At 71.4% G+C, this 19,212-nt stretch carries 18 protein-coding genes; 11 read left to right on the top strand and 7 right to left on the bottom strand.

Annotation, left to right across the window (positions count from 1 at the left end):
- Positions 1-36 precede the first annotated feature (36 nt).
- Positions 37-2,835: an esterase-like activity of phytase family protein gene (locus tag B5D60_RS02535; protein ID WP_197684375.1), complete on the top strand. Its 2,799-nt coding sequence runs from the start codon at positions 37-39 to the stop codon at positions 2,833-2,835.
- Positions 2,836-2,866: 31 nt separating this feature from the next.
- A complete protein-coding gene (locus B5D60_RS02530; RefSeq protein ID WP_078698694.1) occupies positions 2,867-3,226 on the top strand; it encodes a hypothetical protein in 360 nt (119 codons plus the stop codon).
- 12 nt (positions 3,227-3,238) lie between these two features.
- Here B5D60_RS02530 and B5D60_RS02525 read toward each other — a convergent pair whose 3' ends face one another.
- From B5D60_RS02525 to B5D60_RS02505, 5 genes are read right to left on the bottom strand one after another with little or no spacing between them, the layout of a single operon-like run.
- Complete coding sequence (locus B5D60_RS02525) at positions 3,239-3,808, bottom strand: GNAT family N-acetyltransferase (RefSeq protein WP_078698693.1); 570 nt, start codon at positions 3,806-3,808, stop codon at positions 3,239-3,241.
- Positions 3,809-3,820: 12 nt separating this feature from the next.
- Complete coding sequence (locus B5D60_RS02520) at positions 3,821-5,173, bottom strand: TrpB-like pyridoxal phosphate-dependent enzyme (protein WP_078698692.1); 1,353 nt, start codon at positions 5,171-5,173, stop codon at positions 3,821-3,823.
- Positions 5,174-5,201: 28 nt separating this feature from the next.
- Complete coding sequence (locus B5D60_RS02515; RefSeq protein WP_172806235.1) at positions 5,202-6,386, bottom strand: HNH endonuclease; 1,185 nt, start codon at positions 6,384-6,386, stop codon at positions 5,202-5,204.
- A 56-nt stretch (positions 6,387-6,442) separates the two neighbouring features.
- Positions 6,443-7,651 (bottom strand): MFS transporter, encoded by a 1,209-nt coding sequence (locus B5D60_RS02510; RefSeq protein ID WP_078698690.1) that lies wholly within the window; start codon positions 7,649-7,651, stop codon positions 6,443-6,445.
- A gap of 1 nt (position 7,652) precedes the next feature.
- Positions 7,653-9,605: a M13 family metallopeptidase gene (locus tag B5D60_RS02505; RefSeq protein WP_078698689.1), complete on the bottom strand. Its 1,953-nt coding sequence runs from the start codon at positions 9,603-9,605 to the stop codon at positions 7,653-7,655.
- Between the two features lie 19 nt (positions 9,606-9,624).
- Between B5D60_RS02505 and B5D60_RS02500 the strand changes: the two genes are divergently transcribed.
- From B5D60_RS02500 to B5D60_RS02480, 5 genes are all read left to right on the top strand, one after another.
- Positions 9,625-10,389 carry a siderophore-interacting protein gene (locus B5D60_RS02500; RefSeq protein ID WP_078698688.1) on the top strand — a complete coding sequence of 255 codons (765 nt, stop codon included), beginning with the start codon at positions 9,625-9,627 and terminating at the stop codon, positions 10,387-10,389.
- Between the two features lie 123 nt (positions 10,390-10,512).
- Positions 10,513-11,934, top strand: coding sequence for a bifunctional cytidylyltransferase/SDR family oxidoreductase (locus B5D60_RS02495; RefSeq protein ID WP_078698687.1), 1,422 nt, complete (start codon positions 10,513-10,515; stop codon positions 11,932-11,934).
- Between the two features lie 6 nt (positions 11,935-11,940).
- On the top strand, positions 11,941-12,414 hold the full coding sequence (locus B5D60_RS02490) for an SRPBCC family protein (RefSeq protein ID WP_078698686.1): 474 nt from the start codon (positions 11,941-11,943) through the stop codon (positions 12,412-12,414).
- 31 nt (positions 12,415-12,445) lie between these two features.
- Entirely contained in the window at positions 12,446-13,387 is a 942-nt protein-coding gene (locus B5D60_RS02485) for a threonine/serine dehydratase (RefSeq protein ID WP_197684374.1), read from the top strand.
- Positions 13,388-13,442: 55 nt separating this feature from the next.
- Positions 13,443-14,273, top strand: coding sequence for an alpha/beta hydrolase (locus B5D60_RS02480; protein WP_197684373.1), 831 nt, complete (start codon positions 13,443-13,445; stop codon positions 14,271-14,273).
- 7 nt (positions 14,274-14,280) lie between these two features.
- Here the strand turns inward: B5D60_RS02480 and B5D60_RS02475 are convergent, their stop codons facing one another.
- Positions 14,281-14,907: a maleylpyruvate isomerase family mycothiol-dependent enzyme gene (locus B5D60_RS02475; protein WP_078698684.1), complete on the bottom strand. Its 627-nt coding sequence runs from the start codon at positions 14,905-14,907 to the stop codon at positions 14,281-14,283.
- A gap of 41 nt (positions 14,908-14,948) precedes the next feature.
- On the opposite strand from B5D60_RS02475, the gene B5D60_RS02470 reads away from it, so the two are divergent.
- From B5D60_RS02470 to B5D60_RS02455, 4 genes are all read left to right on the top strand, one after another.
- Positions 14,949-15,956, top strand: a complete 1,008-nt coding sequence (locus tag B5D60_RS02470; protein WP_078698683.1) for an NAD(P)-dependent alcohol dehydrogenase — start codon at positions 14,949-14,951, stop codon at positions 15,954-15,956.
- A gap of 39 nt (positions 15,957-15,995) precedes the next feature.
- Positions 15,996-16,787, top strand: coding sequence for a PIG-L deacetylase family protein (locus B5D60_RS02465; RefSeq protein ID WP_078698682.1), 792 nt, complete (start codon positions 15,996-15,998; stop codon positions 16,785-16,787).
- 114 nt (positions 16,788-16,901) lie between these two features.
- Positions 16,902-17,549 (top strand): hypothetical protein, encoded by a 648-nt coding sequence (locus tag B5D60_RS02460; protein WP_153302848.1) that lies wholly within the window; start codon positions 16,902-16,904, stop codon positions 17,547-17,549.
- Positions 17,546-18,769, top strand: a complete 1,224-nt coding sequence (locus B5D60_RS02455; protein WP_078698680.1) for a PrsW family intramembrane metalloprotease — start codon at positions 17,546-17,548, stop codon at positions 18,767-18,769. Before B5D60_RS02460 ends, B5D60_RS02455 begins: the two co-directional genes overlap by 4 nt.
- 7 nt (positions 18,770-18,776) lie before the next feature.
- Here B5D60_RS02455 and B5D60_RS02450 read toward each other — a convergent pair whose 3' ends face one another.
- Positions 18,777-19,196: a methyltransferase domain-containing protein gene (locus B5D60_RS02450; protein WP_078698679.1), complete on the bottom strand. Its 420-nt coding sequence runs from the start codon at positions 19,194-19,196 to the stop codon at positions 18,777-18,779.
- Positions 19,197-19,212: the final 16 nt, after the last annotated feature.

Here is a 19,212-nt window from a genome sequence, read left to right as displayed (position 1 = left end):
GCCCGGTGTTGGCGCGAGACCGACACAGTGACGCCCGTGTCACGTTCCCTCGCAGCCCTCGCCGGCGCCGCCGTGCTGGCCACGGCCCTCCCGCTCCTGTCCACCTCGGTCGCCGACGCGGCCCCCGAGAAGTCGTTCCACCGGCTCGCGACGTACCCGGTCTTCCAGAACGTGCCCCCGGGCACCCCGGCCTCGGCCGCCACGGTCGCCGAGATCTCCGCGGTGTCCGACGACGGCAGGACGCTCGTCTACACCGACGCCCTCGGCAAGCGCATCGGCTTCCTCGACATCAGCGATCCGTCGAACCCCCGTGGTGAGGGCTCGCTGTCGCTGGAGGAGCTCGGCGACGCCGACGACCAGCCGACCTCGGTGAGCATCGTCGGGAAGTACGTCCTGGTCGTCGTGGACACCTCGGCGTCCTTCACCGAGCCGAGCGGTCGCCTCGACGTCGTGCGGCTGTCCGACGGCGTCCGCGTCCGGAGCATCGACCTGGCCGGCCAGCCCGACTCCATCGCGTTCGATGCGAAGAAGTCCGTCGCGGCCATCGCGATCGAGAACCAGCGCGACGAGGACTTCACGCCCGCCGGCCGCGCCAAGGGAGACCTGCCGCAGGCCCCGGGCGGCTTCGTGCAGCTGCTCGACCTGGAGGGCGGCCCCGCCGACTGGAGCCTGCGCCGCGTCGACCTCGACGCCGACACGCTGGCGGCGGCCGGGATCGCGGAGCCGACCGACCCCGAGCCCGAGTACGTGTCGATCAACAGCAAGGGCACGCTCGCCGTGACCCTGCAGGAGAACAACGGCATCGTCCTGATCGACACCGCCACCGGCCGGATCACGAAGGCCTTCAGCGCGGGGTCGGTCGACCTCACCGGGATCGATGCGAAGAAGGACGGCAGGATCTCGCTGACCGACTCGCTGCCGTCCGTCGTGCGTGAGCCCGACGCGATCGCGTGGATCGGCGACGACCACCTCGCCACCGCGAACGAGGGCGACTGGAAGGGCGGCAGCCGCGGCTGGACCGTGTTCGACACCGACGGCGAGGTCGTGTGGGACGCCGGCAACACCTTCGAGCGCCTCGCGGTGAAGCACGGCCTGTACAACGACGACCGCGCCGCGAAGAAGGGCTCCGAGCCCGAGGGCCTGGCCGTCGCGGAGTTCGACGGCACGCCCTACGCCTTCGTCGGCTCGGAGCGCAGCAACTTCGTCGCCGTCTACGACGTGAGCGACCCCGCGAAGCCTGAGTTCGTCCAGGTGATGCCGACGACCAACGGCCCCGAGGGCCTGCTGCCGATCCCGTCGCGCGGGCTGTTCGCCGTCTCCAGCGAGACCGACGACGCGAGCGTCTCGGTGCGCGCCACGGTGGGTCTGTACGCCTGGAAGCCCGGCAAGGCGGCCTTCCCGTCGATCGTCTCGGACGAGAAGGACGGCGCCCCGATCGGCTGGCAGGCGCTCGGCGCGCTGTCCGCCGATCCGAAGGACGCGAAGACGCTGTGGACCGCCGCCGACACGGTGGTCAAGAACGGCACCCTCTACCGGGTCGACGTCTCCGCCTCCCCGGCGCGGATCACCGAGTCGGTGGCCGTGACGGACGGTGGCGCGCCCGCCGCGCTCGACATCGAGGGACTGTTCAAGCGTCCGCAGGGCGGCTTCTGGCTGGCCTCCGAGGGTGCCACCGGACCCGCGAACGCGCTCGTCCGCACCGACGACGCCGGTGCGGTGCAGGAGCGCGTGAGCCTGCCCGCCGACATCACGGCGAAGCTCGGGAAGTGGGGCCTCGAGGGCGTCACCGCCACGACGGACGCCGACGGAGAGCACGTCTGGTTCGCGCTCCAGCGCCCGCTCACGGGCGAGGACGTCGCGCGGATCGGCCGCTACGACGTCGCCGACCAGACGTTCCACTGGTTCGGCTACGAGCTCGAGAGCCCGCTGCGCGGCAGTGGCGACTGGGTCGGCTTGTCCGAGATCACGGCGATCGACGCCGACACGTTCGCGGTCATCGAGCGCGACAAGCTGAACGGTCCGGCCGCGCGCAACAAGCGCATCTACACCGTGACGATTCCGAAGGACTCCGCCGAGGAGCTGCCGGTCCTGCAGAAGCGTCTCGCGATCGACGTCCTCCCGCACCTGCGGGAGACGCAGGGCTGGACGCAGGAGAAGCTCGAGGGCTTCACCATCGCGGCGGACGGCTCGCTCTACGGCATCACCGACAACGACGGGCTCAAGGACGCCACGGGCGAGACGGTGTTCCTGCGGCTCGGCAAGGCGGCCGACGCCTTCGGTCAGGAGCTCGCGACCACGACGGGACTGCGGCTGTCGGCCTCCCGGGCCGAGTACGCGCAGCGGATCACCGCGACGGTCTCGGTCGGGGGAGCCGCCTCGGGTGCGGTCGAGCTGCGTGAGGGGGCGAAGGTCGTCGCCCGCGCTCGCGTCACTGCTGGAAAGGCCACCGTCGCACTGCCGCGACTCACGGTCGGACGCCACAGCCTGACGGCACGATTCACCGGATCCGCGCTCGCGGCCGGCTCGACCAGCACGCCGGTGAGCGTCACCGTCGTGAAGGCCTCGAGCCGCACCTCGCTCGCGGTGAAGGCGACGGTGAAGCGCGCGAAGCCTGTCAAGGTCGTCGCGACGGTGCGCGCGGCGGGCCACCAGCCCACCGGCAAGGTCCGCTTCATGGCCGGCTCGAAGGTCCTGAAGACGGTGCGGCTCACGGACGGCAAGGCCGTCGCCACGGTGAAGCTCCGCTCCAGCCAGTGGATCCGCGCGGTGTACCTCGGGTCGGCCCAGACCAAGGGCTCGGGCTCGACGCGGAAGGCGGTCACGGTCAGGCGCTGACCGAGGGCCGGAATTCTGACAGGGTTGGCGCATGCTGCCCGAGGGATGGATTCCGCACCGCCGCGCTGACGGCGAGGTGGTCGGGTGGATCGAGCTCGACGGCGACGACATCGCCGCGTTCGATCTGCTCGGCCGTCGCGTCACGCCCCCGGGCGCCGACTGGCACGAGGCCGAGCAGGCGCTCGACGAGCGGGGGATCGGCTACCTGGCCGACCAGTACACGCTGACGACACCCGAGGGCGAGCATCTGCCGGTGCGCATCGGCGAGGCCACCACCGAACAGGTCACGGTCGTGGAGGACGAGTTCGGTGGCGCCTCGGTGATCGGTGCCGATCCCGCGACGCACGTCCTGCCGTTCCCGGTGCCGGAAGACCTGCTGCGGGCTCGCTGACGCCGTGGCCGGTCAGGACAGGTTGAGCCGCATCAGCACACGCGGGAACCCGCTGAACACCGAGTCGGTGTCGGCGGCTTTCTCGAAGCCGGCGCGCTCGAACATGGCCCGCGTGCCGACGTACGCCATCGTGAGGTCGATCTTGGCGCCCTGGTTGTCCACCGGGTAGCCCTCGACGGCCGGTGCGCCCTCGGAGCGAGCGAACTCGACCGCGCCCGCGACGAGGTGATGGGCGATCCCACGCTTGCGGAAGCCGGGACGCACGCGTACGCACCACAGGCTCCAGACGTCGAGGTCGTCCACGTGCGGGATCTTGCGGTTGCGGGCGAAGTTCGTGTCGGCGCGCGGATGGATGGCCGCCCACCCGACCACCTCGTCGCCCTCGTAGGCCAGGACGCCGGGCGGGCCCTGCTTCATCAGCTCGCGGACGTACTCGCCGCGGGCCTCGCGGTGGAGGTCCTTGGCGATCTTGTTCGGCACGCGATAGCTGATGCACCAGCACACGTCGGCGTCAGGCCGCTTGGGCCCGACCATCGTGCGGACGTCGTCGAACACCTGGGCAGGACGAACCTCGATCGTCATGCCCTGAATCAATCAGATGACGGGCACGTTCGCCAGGGCCGCCTGCAGGTCCTCGTCGGACAGCGGATCGTCCTCGAGGCGACCGTTGAGGTACGAGTCGTAGGCGCCGAGCTCGAGCAGGCCGTGGCCGGACAGGCCCACGACGATGACGGGCTCGGTGCCGTTCTCGGTGGCCTCGAGTGCGGCACGGCGCGCCTGGGCCAGCGCGTGGGACGACTCGGGCGCGGGCACGATGCCCTCGGTCCGCGCGAACTCGACCGCGCTGTCGAAGCACTCGCTCTGGTGCAGCGCCACCGCCTCGACCAGGCCCTCGTGCACCGCGTGGGACACCAGCGGTGCCATCGCGTGATAGCGCAGGCCGCCGGCGTGGATCGGCGAGGGAACGAAGTCGTGGCCGAGCGTGTACATCTTCATCAACGGGGTCATGCCGCCCGTGTCGCCGAAGTCGTACCGGTACTCGCCACGGGTCAGGGTGGGGCACGACGACGGCTCGACGGCCAGGATCCGCGGGGACTGGTTCCCGGCCAGCTTCTCGCGCAGGAACGGGAACGTGAGGCCGGCGAAGTTCGAGCCGCCGCCGGCGCAGCCGATGACCAGGTCGGCGCCGGACTCGCCAGCCATCGCGAGCTGCTTGAGCGCCTCCTCGCCGATGATCGTCTGGTGCAGCAGCACGTGGTTCAGCACCGAGCCCAGCGCGTACTTGATCGTCTCGTCCTGGGCCGCGACCTCGACGGCCTCGCTGATCGCGATGCCGAGGGAGCCGGTGTGGTCCTCGGGCAGCGAGCGACCGAACTCCGTCAGGCGGCTGGGGGAGCGGTGGACCTTGCCGCCGAAGACCTCGATGAGGGTGCGGCGCTGCGGCTTCGTGTCGAACGAGGCGCCGACCTGCCAGACCTCGCACTCGAGCCCGAACAGCGAGCAGGCGTACGCCAGCGCGGTGCCCCACTGTCCGGCTCCGGTCTCGGTGGTCAACCGGGTGATGCCGTTGAGCGCGTTGTAGTAGACCTGCGGCACGGACGTGTTGGTCTTGTGCGAGCCGGCGGGCGAGACGCCCTCGTACTTGTAGTAGATCCGGGCGGACGTGCCGAGGGCCTTCTCCCATCGGCGCGCACGCACGAGAGGCGATGGCCGGTACTGGCGGTACACGTCGCGGACCGGCTCCGGGATCTCGACGAAGCGCTCGGTGGTGACCTCCTGGGCGATCAGCTCAGGCGGGAACAGTGCGGCGAGGTCGTCGGGACCGACCGGCTGGTGCGTTCCGGGGTGCAGCGGCGGAGGCGGCGGCGTCGGGAAGTCCGGGACGATGTTGTACCAGTGCGTGGGCATGTCGGACTCGGAGAGCACGAACCTGATCTGATCGGTCACGCGGCGAGCCTAGTGGGCATGACGCCCGTCACGCGGGAACGGCGCGATAGATCACGGGCGCACCCCGCAGGTAGGGCTCGGCGAACTGCACCGGGGGCCGGAGGTGGCGCCGATGGAGGTGGCCGTGCGACTTCATGTTGTGGTGCCGACGGCACAGGGATCTCAGGTTCTCGGCCGAGGTGGTGCCGCCGCGGTCGTAGGCCAGCTCGTGGTCGAGGTCGGTGTCGCTGATGTCGGCCTGGCAACCGGCGACCCGACACGTCCCGTCGCGCCAGCGCAGTGCCTCGCGGAGTGAGTCGCTGGGCTGGTAGCCGAGCTTCGTGGTGTCCATGACGTTCCCGAGCGGGTCGAGCACCAGCCGGCGCAGGAGGGTGTGCTCGCTGGTGACCAGCTCGCGCGCCCACTGCGCGGGGACCGGCTCGCGGTCGCCGCGGGTGAATCCGGCGCCGGTGGTGAGGCCGATCAGGTCGGTGGTGTCGATCGTGATGGCGACCTCGGCCCGGATGTCGGTGGAGGTGCCCTCGCTGCACGTGAGCCAGTGGGCGACCAGGTCGGCCTGCTTCTGGTCGCGGGTGCGACGGTCGGGCTCGCCGGTCTCGGGGTCGATCTTGGGCAGGGCCTTGGCCGCGGCACGCAGGCGGTTTCCCACGGCGACGGCGACGCCGGTGGGCAACAGCGCGCTGAGCCAGGACGTGCCGTCGTCGTTGTGGGAGATCTCGACCTGGCGCTGCTCGGTGGCGCGGGCCGCCTCGTCCTGGAACTGCTCGGGCTCGAGCCGGGCCCGCAGTCGCTTCAGCCAGCTGCGCAGCTCGCCCGGCGTGTGCTCGGCCGCGTAGCCGACAGCCGTCTGGTCGAGGGCCTCGATCGCCTCGGGGGAGCGGAGCTTCGCCCCGGTGTCGGCGATGAGGCCCACCCGGCGTGCGTCGAGGACGCCGTCGCGGAACGCCTCCCAGACGGCGGGAGTGCGATCGCGGACCTCCTCGCCCTGCACGACGATGCGCCAGACCGAGTTCTCGGTGATGCCGAGCAGCTGCGCGATCTCGAGCGCGATCCCGCGCCGCGCGAGCTCCTTGCTGATCGACACCTCGTCGCCGGAGTCGATCCTGCGGATCTCCTGCGCGCGGTGCGTCAGCACGAGGTTCCACTCGGCGAACTCGGCCCGCGCTCGCTCACGCCGCACCTGCGCGAAGGCATCGGCAGCGGGCGAAGTCATGTCAGCCATTCTAGAACAGATGTTCGATGTTGGGCAGAATTCGTTGGGCTTTCTCGTCAGGTGAGACTGCGCGCCGGTGGGCGCGATGCCACCAGGATCGCCGCGACCACCGGCATCGTCAGGAGCGCCGCCACACCGGTGAGCGCCCCGAAGCTCCACAGCGCCACCACGACCCCGGCCACGAGTCCGCCGGCCGCGCCGGCGAGGTTCATCGTCAGGTCGCTGAAGCCCTGGACGAGGGGCCTGACCTCGGCGGCGACGCTGCGGGTGAGCAGGGCGGCGCCCGCGATGACCGACATCGACCAGCCGACGCCCAGCAGCACCAGGCCGACCGTGATCTGCACGTTGGAGTCCCCGGCCGTGCCGGCGATGCCGCACGCGAGGATCAGCACGGCCTGGCCCAGCAGGATCGTGGGCTCGGCGCCCCAGCGGTCGGTCATCCAGCCGAAGACGGGGGAGAGGGCGAACATGCCCGCGATGTGCAGGCTGATGGTGAACCCGATGATCGACAGCGACGCCCCGTGGCCCGACATGTGCACCGGGGTGAGCGCCATGACGGCCACCATGACGGCGTGCGACAGGGCGACCGAGGCGATCGCGACGGCCGTGGTGCCGCGGACGTGAGGAAGCGCGGCGGCGATCCGCGGCGGGGGCGGGGCGGCGGCGTCGCGACGGTCGATCGGATCGGGTCGCAGCAGCACCCACGTCAGCAGCCCGGCGCCGGTGAACGCGATGGCGGAGAAGACCTGCGGACCGGCGAGCTCGGGGATGCCGAGCGCCCGGGCCACCGAGGCGCCCGGGCCGGTGAGGTTCGGGCCGGCCACCGAGCCGATGGTCGTGGCCCACACGACGAGCGAGATCGAGCGGCCCACGGCCTCGGGCTCGGCACGGTCGGCGGCGGCGAACCTCGACTGGAGGTTGGCCGCCGTGCTGGAGCCGAACAGCAGGAAGCCGAGCAGCAACAGGGGCAGGGACGCCAGCTCCGCACCGATGACGACGGTGACGGCGCCCAGGGCGCCGCCCAGCCAGCCGGCCGTCAGCGCGGGCCGGCGCCCGCGATGCACCGCGAAGTTCGACAGCGGGATGGTGAAGCCGGCGGCGCCGAGAGTCATCGCGACGACGGAGAGACCGGCCCAGCCCGCCGAGCCCGTGACGTCCTCGATCAGCAGAGCGCCGACCGCGAGCCCGGCACCGTTGCCGATGCCGCCGACCACCTGGGCGAGGGCCAGCGTGCCGACCGTGCGGCGCTGCGCGGGCCAGGTCACCTCAGGCCCAGATCGTGACGCGCTCGGCCGGGTTGAGCCACAGGGCGTCGTCCGGCTTCACGTCGAAGGCCTCGTAGAAGGCGTCGATGTTGCTGACGACCTGGTTGCAGCGGAACTCCGGCGGCGAGTGCGGGTCGACCGTGAGGCGACGGATCGTCTCGGCCGGGCGCACCTTGCCCTGCCACGCGCGCGCCCACGCGAGGAAGAAGCGCTGGTCGGGGGTGAGCCCTTCGATGGGCTCCGCGGGCTTGTCCTGCTGCGCCAGCCTGAACGCGAGGTGGGCGATGCCCAGGCCGCCGAGGTCGCCGATGTTCTCGCCGATCGTGAGGGCGCCGTTGACCTTCTGGCCGTCGGCGTTCTCGGGGCTGAGGTCGTCGTACTGCGCGATGATCCGCGCCGCGAGGGCGTCGAAGGCCGCGCGGTCCTCGTCGGTCCACCAGTTGCTCAGGGCACCGGTGCCGTCGTACTGCGAGCCCTGGTCGTCGAAGCCGTGGCCGATCTCGTGGCCGATGACCGAGCCGATCGCGCCGTAGTTCACGGCGTCGTCCGCCCGCGCGTCGAAGAACGGCGGCTGCAGGATGGCGGCGGGGAAGACGATCTCGTTCATCGTCGGGTTGTAGTAGGCGTTGACCGTCTGCGGCGTCATGTACCACTCGTCGCGGTCGATCGGCTGGCCGATCTTGGCCAGCTCGCGGTCCATCGCCACCGACTGGGCACGGCGGGCGTTGCCCACCAGATCGGTCGGGTCGGTCTCGAGGGCGTCGTAGTCCTTGAAGCTCTCGGGGTGCCCGATCTTCGGGGTGAACGCGTCGAGCTTGGCCAGGGCGCGCTGCTTGGTCTCGTCGCTCATCCAGGGCAGCTCGCGGATGCTGATCCGGTAGGCCTCGAGCAGGTTCGCGATGAGCTCCTCCATGCGGGCCTTGGCCTCGGCCGGGTACTCGGTGCGCACGTAGATCTTGCCGACGGCCTCGCCCATCGAGCCCTCGACGAAGCCGATCGCGCGCTTCCAGCGCGGGCGAAGCTCGTCGGTGCCCTGCAGGGTCTTGCCGTAGAACGCGAAGTTCTCCTCGACGAAGTCGTCGGACAGGAACGGCGCCGCGCCGTGAACCAGCTGCCAGCGCAGCCAGTCCTGCCACGCGGGCAGGACGTCGTCGGCGAGGAGCGTCTGGAGGCCCTCGAGGTAGGACGGCTGCGAGACGACCGCCTCGGCGAGCACGGCCTGCTCGATGCCGGCCGCCTCGGCCCAGGAGCGCCAGTCGAACGCGGGCGTCAGCGCGCCGAGCTCGTCGAGCGTCTTGAGGTTGTAGGTCTTCTGGGCGTCGCGCACCGCGACCCGGTCCCAGTGGTGCGAGGCGATCCGGGTCTCGAGGTCGAGCACGCGACCGGCGCGCTCGCTGGCGTCGGAGAACCCGGCGAGCTCGAGCATCGTGGCGATGTGGGCCCGGTAGGCGTCGCGGACATCGGCGAACTGCTCGTCGCGGTAGTACGACTCGTCGGGCAGTCCGATGCCGGCCTGCACGACGTGGGTGACGTAGCGGTCGGGGTTGCCGCGGTCGGGGGCGATGTAGAGGCCGATGACGCTGTTGAGGCCCTCGCGCTCCAGGACGCCGACGGTTCGGACCAGCGAGGGCACCGAGTCGATCGCGTCGATGCGGGCGAGGTCGTCGGCCAGCGGGGCGACGCCGAGCTCCTCGATGCGCTCGGTGTCCATGAAGCTGGCGAAGAGGTCGCCGATCTTGCGCTGCTCGTCGTCCTGGGGCTCGGCGGCGCACTTCTCGACGATCGACCGGACGAGGATCTCGGCCTCGTCGACCAGGTCGACGAACCCTCCCGCGGTGGCCCGGTCGGGCTTGATCGGCGTCTCGCGCAGCCACGGCCCGTTCACGTGTCGGAACAAGTCGTCCTGGGGGCGGATCTGGGAGTCGAAGGTCGAGGGATCGAGGCCGTTGGTCACGCGGTTTAGGCTACACAGCGTGGCTCAGAAGACCGAGGTTGAACTGATCGTCAATCGCACCGAGGACCTGGCGCCGCGACTGCGCCGCGTGGTGCTCGGCGGTCCCGCGTTCGAGGAGTACCTCGCGCACCACCTCGACTCGACCGACACCTACGTCAAGCTCGTCTTCGCCGACGGCGACGACACGGTGCTTCGGACCTACACGGTGCGATGGGTCGACGCCGAGGCCGGCGAGCTGGCGATCGACTTCGTCACGCACGGCACCGAGGGCCTCGCCGGCCCGTGGGCGCAGCGCGCGAAGCCGGGGGACACGCTGCGGTTCCGCGGCCCCGGTGGCGCCTACCGACCCAGCCCTGATGCCGACCACCACCTCTTCGTGGGCGACGAGGCGGCGCTGCCGGCGATCGCCGCGTCGATCGAGGCGCTCGAGCCGGATGCGGCGGCCACGGCCTTCATCGAGGTGGACGGACCCGGGCACGAGATCGACCTGCCCAGCCCGGCGAGCGTCGAGGTGAACTGGCTGTACCGCGACGGCGACGCGCCCGGCTCCACCACGCTGCTCGACCAGGCGGTGCGCGCCTGGCCGTGGCCCGAGGGTCGCGTGCAGGCGTTCGTGCACGGCGAGTCGGCGCTGCTGAAGTCCGTGCGCCCCTACCTGATGGACGGCCGCGTGGCCCGCTCCGACATCTCCGTCTCGGCCTACTGGCGCTGCGGCGAGACCGAGGAGGGCTTCCGCGCCTGGAAGAGCCAGCAGCAGGACGCGGTCATCCGCCCCGGCGCCTGACGCTGGTCTCGATACGCCCCTCGCTGCGCTCGTGAGCTACTCGACCACCGGTGATCGAGTGCCGGCGAGGGGAGCGAGACGGTGTATCGAGATCACGTGACGCCTCACCGGTAACCTCGACGGGTGACCGAATTGCGCAACGTGGCCGTGATCCTCGCCGGTGGCACCGGGACCCGTGTGGGCCTGGCGATCCCGAAGCAGCTGATCAAGATCGCCGGCAAGACGATCCTCGAGCACACGATCTCCGTGTTCCAGGCCGCCGACACGATCGACGAGATCATCATCCTGATGGCGCAGGGTCACCTCGATCCGGTGCACGCGATCGTCCGCGACGGCGCCTACCCGAAGGTCACGCAGGTCCTCGAGGGCGGCTCGACCCGCAACGAGACCACGAGCCTGGCGCTGAAGGCGCTCGGCGAGGAGGAGTGCAACGTCCTCTTCCACGACGCCGTCCGCCCGCTCGTGTCGCAGAAGATCATCACCGACGTGGTCGAGGCGCTCGGCACGTACGAGGCCGTCGACACCGCGATCCCGTCGGCTGACACCGTGGTGCAGGTGCACGACGAGCGCACCGGCGACCTCGACACGATCTCCGACGTGCTGCGCCGCGACCTGCTGCGCCGCGGCCAGACCCCGCAGGCGTTCCGCGCGTCGATCATCCGCGACGCCTACGAGAAGGCCTGGCAGGATCCTGACTTCACCGCCACCGACGACTGCACCGTCGTGCTGCGCTACCGCCCCGACGTGCCGATCGCGGTCGTCCAGGGGCACGAGCGGAACATGAAGGTCACCGAGCCGATCGACGTCTACATCGCCGACAAGCTCTTCCAGCTGGCCTCGGCCGAGACGCCGGAGGAGCTCGACGACGAGGGCTACCGCGCCGCGCTCGAGGGCAAGACGATGGTGGTGTTCGGCGGCTCCTACGGCATCGGCGGCGACATCGCGAAGCTGGCCGAGTCCTACGGCGCCCAGGTGTTCGCGTTCTCGCGCTCGTCCACGGGCACCCACGTCGACCGCCGCGAGGACGTCGCCGAGGCGGCCCGTGAGGTGATCGAGAAGGCCGGCCGTGTCGACTACGTCGTGAACACCGCGGGCGTCCTGCCGATCGGCGACCTCGCGGACACGTCGGAGGAGACGATCTGGGCGGCCACCGAGATCAACTACCTCGCGCCGATCTTCATTGCGCAGGAGTTCCGGCCGCTGCTGGCCGACTCGAACGGCTCGCTGCTGCTGTTCACGTCGTCGTCCTACACGCGGGGCCGCAAGGGCTACTCGCTGTACTCGTCGGCGAAGGCCGCCACGGTCAACCTGACCCAGGCGCTGGCCGACGAGTGGGCCGGCGAGGTGCGCGTGAACTGCGTGAATCCCGAGCGCACCGGCACCCCGATGCGCACCAAGGCGTTCGGCGAGGAGCCCGAGGGCACGCTGCTGTCCTCGGAGGAGGTCGCCCGCCGCTCGCTCGACGTGCTGGTCGCCTCCATGACCGGCCATGTCATCGACATCCGTCGCGAGGCCGGCCCGGCCGCCATCGGTGGGGGTCACTGAGGCTCGATGCCCCAGGTCACGGCGGAGGCGTGGGTCCCGGTCCCGCCCGACACGGCGTTCGCGGTCTCGCAGACCACGGGCGTCATCCGGATGCTCTGGGACCCGTTCATCCGTGAGCAGCACCTGATCGACGCCGACCGCCCGGCCAAGGGCGTGCGCACGCACACACGCGCCCGAGTCGGGCCGCAGATGGTCTCGGAGTACGTCTCGTACCGCCCGCCGACCTCGGTGGGCATGACGATGGTGACCGGCCCGTGGTTCTTCGCGTCGTTCGGCGGCGGCTGGCGGTTCGTGCCCGACGTCCGGGACGGGCGCGACGGCACGCGCGCCGTCTGGAAGTACACCTACTCCGTGCGCCCGTCGTGGCTGCGCTCCGTCGCCGAGCCGATCGGTCAGTGGCTGCTCGGTCGCGAGATCCGCGAGCGGATCGCGGCGTGGGCGCGCGCGTGCGAGGACCCGGTCGTCCTCGACTCCCTCTGAGCGCGTCGTGGCCGGTCGCGATACTGGGAGCGTGACGGTGACGAGGCAGGACGTGCAGGCAGCAGCGCAGCGCATCGAGGGCCGCGTGCGGCGCACGCCGCTGTGGCGGGCGTCCGCCGACGACTCGCTGCGGCTGAAGCTCGAGCACCTCCAGCACTGCGGCGTGTTCAAGACGCGCGGCGCGTTCAACCGCCAGCTCGCCGGGGTCGAGGCCGGGGAGATCACCGAGGCCGGCATCGCCGTGGCGTCGGGTGGCAACGCCGGACTGGCCCAGGCCTTCGCGGCCCGGGAGCTGGGCCTGAGGGCCACCGTCTTCGTGCCCGAGTCGGCGCCCCAGGTGAAGGTGGATCGCATCGCCGCCTACGGGGCCGAGGTGCGGCGGGTCGGCAGCGAGTTCGCCGAGTCGTACCGGGCGTCCGTCGACTTCGCGGAGCAGTCTGGCGCGGTGCTCGCGCACGCGTACGACCAGGTCGAGGTCGCCGCGGGCGCCGGGACGCTGGCCGAGGAGATTCTCGAGGACGAGCCGTCGATCGACACGATCATCGTCGCGGTCGGGGGTGGCGGGCTGTTCGCCGGCGTCGCGGCCTCGGCGCTCGGTCGGGCCCGGGTCGTTGCGGTCGAGCCGGAGCGGTGCCCCACCCTGCACCGCGCGATGGAGGCCGGCGGGCCGATCGACGTGTCCGTGTCGGGAGTGGCGGCCGACTCGCTGGGTGCGCGCCGGCTGGGCGATCTCGCCTTCGCAGCGGTCGAGGCCGAGGCGCCCGTGCCGGTCCTGGTGACCGACGACGAGATCGTCGCGGCCCGGACGGCGCTGTGGGACGAGTTCCGTGTGCCGTCCGAGCACGGGGCCGCGGCTGCCTACGCGGCGCTGCACTCCGGACGGTACGTGCCGCAGTCCGGTGAGCGCGTCGCGGTCGTCGTCTGCGGAGCCAACACCGACGCGGCCACCTTGGCCTCGCGGTCTGCTTCCTGACCCGAGTTCGCTTCCGCGCGGTTGCCCCGACCGGGTCCCGCCGCGAGCATGAGGGATGACCACGCCGCTGAGCAGGAGGCTGATGGTGGTCCTTCTCGTGACGCTGCTGATCGTCGGGACGGGTGTGCTCGCCGTGTGGTTCCTGCAGCGCCAGCTGATCTACTTCCCCGACTCCGAGCCGGTGCCCTCGGCCGTTGAGGTCGTCGATGGCGCTCGGGACGTCACGCTGCACACCGAGGACGGACTCGACCTCGACGCCTGGTTCGTCCCGGCGGCGGAGGCGACGGACACGGGACTGGCGGTCCTGGTCGCTCCGGGCAACGGCGGAAACCGGCTGAGCCGGGCGGATTTCGCGAAGGCGCTGAGCCGGCGGGGCATGGCGGTCCTGCTGATGGACTACCGCGGCTACGGCGGCAACCCCGGGCGGCCCAGTGAGTCCGGGCTCACCGCCGACGCGGACGCCGCCGCGGCCGCGTTGGAGGAGCTCGGCTACCCGCCCTCGCGGACGATCCACTTCGGCGAGTCCCTCGGCACCGGCGTCGTGGCGGCGCTCCAAGCCAGGACGCCTCCGGCGGGCGTGGTGCTGCGGTCGCCGTTCACCGAGCTCGCGGACGTCGGGGCACACCACTACCCGTGGCTGCCGGTGCGTCTCCTGTTGCGCGACCGGTTCCCGGTGAGCGAGCACCTGGCGGAAAGTGACGTGCCCGTCACGGTGATCTACGGGAACCGCGACTCGATCGTCCCCACGGCACTCAGCGAGCAGGTCGCGGACGAGGCCCCGTCGCTGTTCGAGCGCGTCGTGCTGACGGCCGACCACAACGACTCCGTGATGTTCGGGGCACCGGTCGCCGACGCCGTCCTGCGCCTGGCCAACGACGTCGGGTGACAGCTCCTCAGCGAAGCTCGGCGGAGAGGGGCTCCAGCCCCGGTCCCTCGAGGTCGTCGAGCGCGATCGTCCGTCCGGTCAGCACGAGCAGCAGTGACAGCGCCGGACCGCTCACCGCGAGGCCGGAGCCGATCGCGACGTCCGAGTCCGTCGCCGTGAGGCGCGCGTGCTCGAGGAGCTCCTTCCCGCCACCGAACGACCGTGGTGTGCGGGACTGGAGGTGGATCGCTCGCTCGACGGCCTCGAGCGGGTAGGAACGGGCGATGCCCAGCGGCCGTCGGATGTCCTCGCCATGGACGATCGCCTCCACGAGCCGGCTGTCGAGCGGCGCGGGTGGTGTGGTCGTCCGCTGCGCGACGGCACGGAAACGGGCGAGGGTCTCACCGGGAGTCGCGCCGCGATGGCGCCGGACGCCCCGGTCGTTCTGGCGGTCGAAGTCGAACCGTGCGCGCGCCAGGCCCAGCACGAACCCGACGCGGGTGGTGAGCGCCGTGTCCACGAGGTGCGCGACGACGTCGTGCACCGTCCACCCCTCGCACAGCGACGGGATGTCCCACTCGGCGGCGGGCAGCTGCTCGAGGTCGGCAAGGAGAGCGTCGCGCTCGGCGTGGACGATCGGCCAGACGTCGGTCATGGCGCCAGACTACGGACCCACCGTCCACTACGGTGCCGAGCATGAGAGCCGTCCTCCAGAGCCACTACGGGTCGGTCGACGATCTGAGCGTGGGGGAGATCGATCGCCCGGAGCCTGCCGACGACGAAGTGCTGATCCGGGTGCGGGCCGCCTCGGTGCACCCGGACGTGTGGCACGTCGTGGCGGGGCAGCCCGCCGTGCTGCGGCTCATGGGCTCGGGGGCGAGGCGTCCCCGCCAGCAGGTGCCGGGCACCGACGTCGCGGGCGTCGTCGAGTCCGTGGGTCTCGCGGTGACGCGGTTCAAGCCGGGCGACGAGGTGTTCGGCGAGACGATCCGCGGCGTCCAGTGGCGCAACGGAGGCGCCTACGCCGAGTTCGCCACCGCTCCGGAGGCTGGGCTCGCGCACAAGCCTCCCAATGTCACCTTCGAGGAGGCATCGGCGGTGCCGACGGCCGGCCTCATCGCCCTCAACAACCTCCCGCAGCGGTGGGTGCCCGCGGGGTCGCGGGTGCTGGTCAACGGCGCGGGCGGGGGAGTGGGCGCGATCGCGGTGCAGCTCGCGAAGGCCTACGGCGCCGAGGTCACGGGGGTCGAGCACCCGAGCAAGCTCGACCTGGTCCGCTCTCTCGGCGCCGACCGCGTGATCGACTACACCGCCGAGGACTTCACGCGCAGGGGCGAGCCCTGGGACGTCGTCTTCGACGTGCCGGGGAACCATCCATTCCGCGAGGTGAGGCGCGTGCTCGCCCCGGGCGGTCGCTACCTGCTGATCGGGCACGACGCGTTCGGCGCGGGCGGGCACCACTGGCTCGGCGGGATCCCGCTCCAGCTGGGGCTCATGGCGCGCTCCGCGGTGAACCCCCAGCTGCGCGGCCCCTCGTTCGCGTCGCCGGACAAGCACGAGCTGATGGGAACACTGACGCACCTCATGGAGACCGGGGCGTTGCGCGTGGTGGTCGACCGGACCTTCCCGCTCGACCAAGCGCCCGAGGCGCTGCACCACCTCATGTCGGGGCAAGCAGTGGGGCGGGTCGTCATCCGTCCGTGAGCCTGTCGCATCGGCCCCGGCCGGGCGTACGCTCCGAAGATGAGTGCGGATGAGCTGCTGCCACCCCTCCCGTCCGACGCCTTCGAGCGCGTCCTGTGCGTCGTGGCGCACCCCGACGACGTCGAGTACGGCACGTCGTCGGCGGTCGCGCGGTGGACGAGCGAGGGCATCGACGTCGCCTACCTGCTGCTGACCCGCGGCGAGGCCGGCATGGACGCGCTGTCGCCCAGGGAGACGGCCGTGCTGCGGCAGCGCGAGCAGATCGCCGCCTCGGAGATCGTGGGCGTCTCGGACGTGCAGTTCCTCGACTACCCCGACGGGGTCCTCGAGTACTCGCTGGCGATGCGCCGGGACATCTCGATGGCGATCCGGCGCTTCCGGCCCGACGCGGTGCTCGTGGGCTCGTGGGAGGTGGAGTTCGTCGCGGGACTGAACCAGGCCGACCACCGGGTCGCCGGGCTGGCGGCCCTCGACGCACTGCGCGACGCGGGCAACCGGTGGGTGTTTCCCGAGCTGCTCTCGGAAGGACTCGAGCCGTGCTCGCCGCGGTGGCTGCTGGTCTCGGGCGACTCGGCGCCGACCCACGGTGTCGACGTCACGGGCGAGCCGCTCGAGAAGGGGATCGCGTCGCTCGAGGCGCACGGCCAGTACCTTGCGGGCATCGAGGGTCACCCGCCGCCGCGTCCCATGATCACGGGCATCACGGCGATGCAGGGACGGCAGCTGGGCGTCGCCCACGCCGTGCTGTTCCGAGCCTTCGACTTCCACGCTCCGCCGCCGATCGCGCGCGAGGCCATGCGACTGGCAGGGGAGACGCAGCCGGGCGAGTGACGCACCTCTCGACCACGCGTGCAGGTCCAGTTGGCGGCGGGTTCCGACGACCCGTAGCGTGATCGCTCGAGTGCACAGTGCCGACGCTGGGCACCTCAGGATCGAGGAGCGTCCATGCCGGCCAGTACTTCCCCCACCCGTCGGGCTCGCGTGCCTGTCGAGCACCGCATTCTCGGTCTCGACCGGCGGTCTTTCCCGCCCGCGCTGTTCGTCATCGCAGTGTTCCTCGTGGCGACCGTCGTGGTCCCGCGGATCAACGACGCGATCGAGTGGGACGACCCGGTTGGGGCGGGCGAGGAGCTCGCACTGACGGACACCATCTCGCTCACCCCGGCGACCGGGTGGAACGTCGAGAGCGGCTACCGGGTGGGCGACGGCGGCTCCGCAGTGTCGAGCGGCGAGGCGACCGTTGCCGGCGAGGGCGTGACCTTCGACATCGTGCCCGACAAGTTCGACGGCACGGCGAAGGAGCTGCTCACCCAGGTGGAGAAGGTCACCACCCGCACCTCCGACCCGACGTTCAAGGTCGCGAGCGACCCCGCCAGCACGACGACTCAGTCGGGCGAGGTGGGTGTGATTCAGACCTACAACAGCGTGCTCGGCGACGGCGTCATCGCGGCGTTCGTCATCGACGGCACCGGCCTGAAGATCACCGCCTACGGACCGCCGGCGCAGATGCGGGTCGCGGCTGATGAGATCGACGACATGATCGCCAGCATCCGCTCCGATGACGCGGACAACCAGGACGGGGACGCCGCATGAGCGACGCAACGCTGACGACGGACCCCACTGCAGGAGCGGACGAGGCCCGACGCCGTCAGGTCGACGCCCTCGAGATCTCGGGCTGGGGTGAGCGATTCGTCTTCTTCCAGCCCCGGAACCTGTGCTTCTGGGTCTACGTGGCACTCACCGCGCTGGGGGCCTTCCAGGCGTGGAGCTTCTTCGGTCCCGGGGCAGGGCTGTACGGCGGCGCCTTCGCGGTCGCCGCGTTGCTGTGCGGGCTCTGCGGACTCGCGTGGTGGCTGTGGTTCCGGCACATCGACCGGTGGGAGCGCCAGCCGCTGGGCCTGATCGTGGCCGGGCTGGTGTGGGGCGCGATCCCCGCGACGTTCGCCTTCGCGATGACCGTCAACACGGCACTGCTCGGCATCTACCCCAAGCTCTTCGGCCAGGACTGGGCAGCCAACTGGGCCGCCGGTGCGATCGCTCCGTTCACGGAGGAGGCCGCCAAGCTGTGCGGCTTCGTCCTGCTGCTCGGCCTCGCGCCCCGGCTCGTCCGGACGGCGAACGACGGCCTGATCCTGGGTGCCTTCATCGGCCTCGGCTTCGCGGCCTTCGAGGACTTCCTCTACGCCGCACAGTCCGCGAGCACGGCGTTCGGAACCGACCCGGTCGGCAGCGCGGAGCACATGGCGCTGACCCGCATCGCGTTCAGCTTCGTCTCGCACCCGTTGTTCAGCGCCCTGGTCTGCTGCGGCGCCGTCTACCTCATCGGCACGGCCGCCCAGCCGCGCAGGATCGGGCGCGGCATCGCGTTCGTCCTCGCCGGCATGTTCCTGCACTTCACGTGGGACGACGCCGGTGGACTCGGCTTCGGGAACGGCTTCGCGACCTTCGGGGTCATGCTCGGCTCGATCATCCTGGGCTTCACGGTGCTGAGCATCGCGTTCCGGCGGGCTGCTCCGCGCGAGCACGACTTCGTCCGCGACATCCTCGCGCCCGAGGTGGCTGCCGGGACAGTCACCGCGGCGGAGGTGGAGTCCGTGGTCGACAAGAAGGCACGCAAGGCGCTCAAGAAGTCCGCGCCGAACCACCGCGGGCGCAAGGCGATCAAGCACCTGCGTCGGGCGATCCTCGACCTCACCCACGATGTCGCCGAGGCGAAGGGGGCCGACAGCGAGGCCGTCCTCCACTCGCGGGCCGAGGTCGAGCGGCTCCGCGCGATCGCGACGACGGGTCAGAAGGCCGCAGCCGGGAAGTGACCCGGGTTCACGACCAGAGCCGGCCGTCGACGTAGAACGGCGCGCCGGGCACCGTCGCCGCGGTGATCGCCTCGAGGGCGAGTTCCGCGGCGGCGGGCCGGCGTCCGTCGAAGGCGCCCACGCGGTTGGCGATCGCCAGGTCGAAGGGCGGCTCGCCGGGCTCGAGGGCGAACGACTCCACGGACGAGCGCCTGACGCCCAGGAGTCCGGTGCGGATCTCCGCGGCGCAGGCTCGCTCGGTGGCCGCCGTGCCGCGTTCGGAGCGGTCGACCACGAGGACGAAGCCAGTCGGCGCCACGCGCGCGGCGATGGCCCGGGCGAGCGGGCCGGGTGCGCCACCGATCTCGAGAACGCGCAGTCCGGGCCGCAGCGGCAGGACGTCGAGGATCTCCGCGAGGCGTGACGAGAGCTGCGGGCTCGGGTCCATGCGGCCATCCTCGCAG

Origin of the sequence: Aeromicrobium choanae (genome assembly GCF_900167475.1) — a bacterium.
Lineage (GTDB): Bacteria > Actinomycetota > Actinomycetes > Propionibacteriales > Nocardioidaceae > Aeromicrobium > Aeromicrobium choanae.
This window is presented reverse-complemented; position numbering and strand designations above follow the sequence as displayed.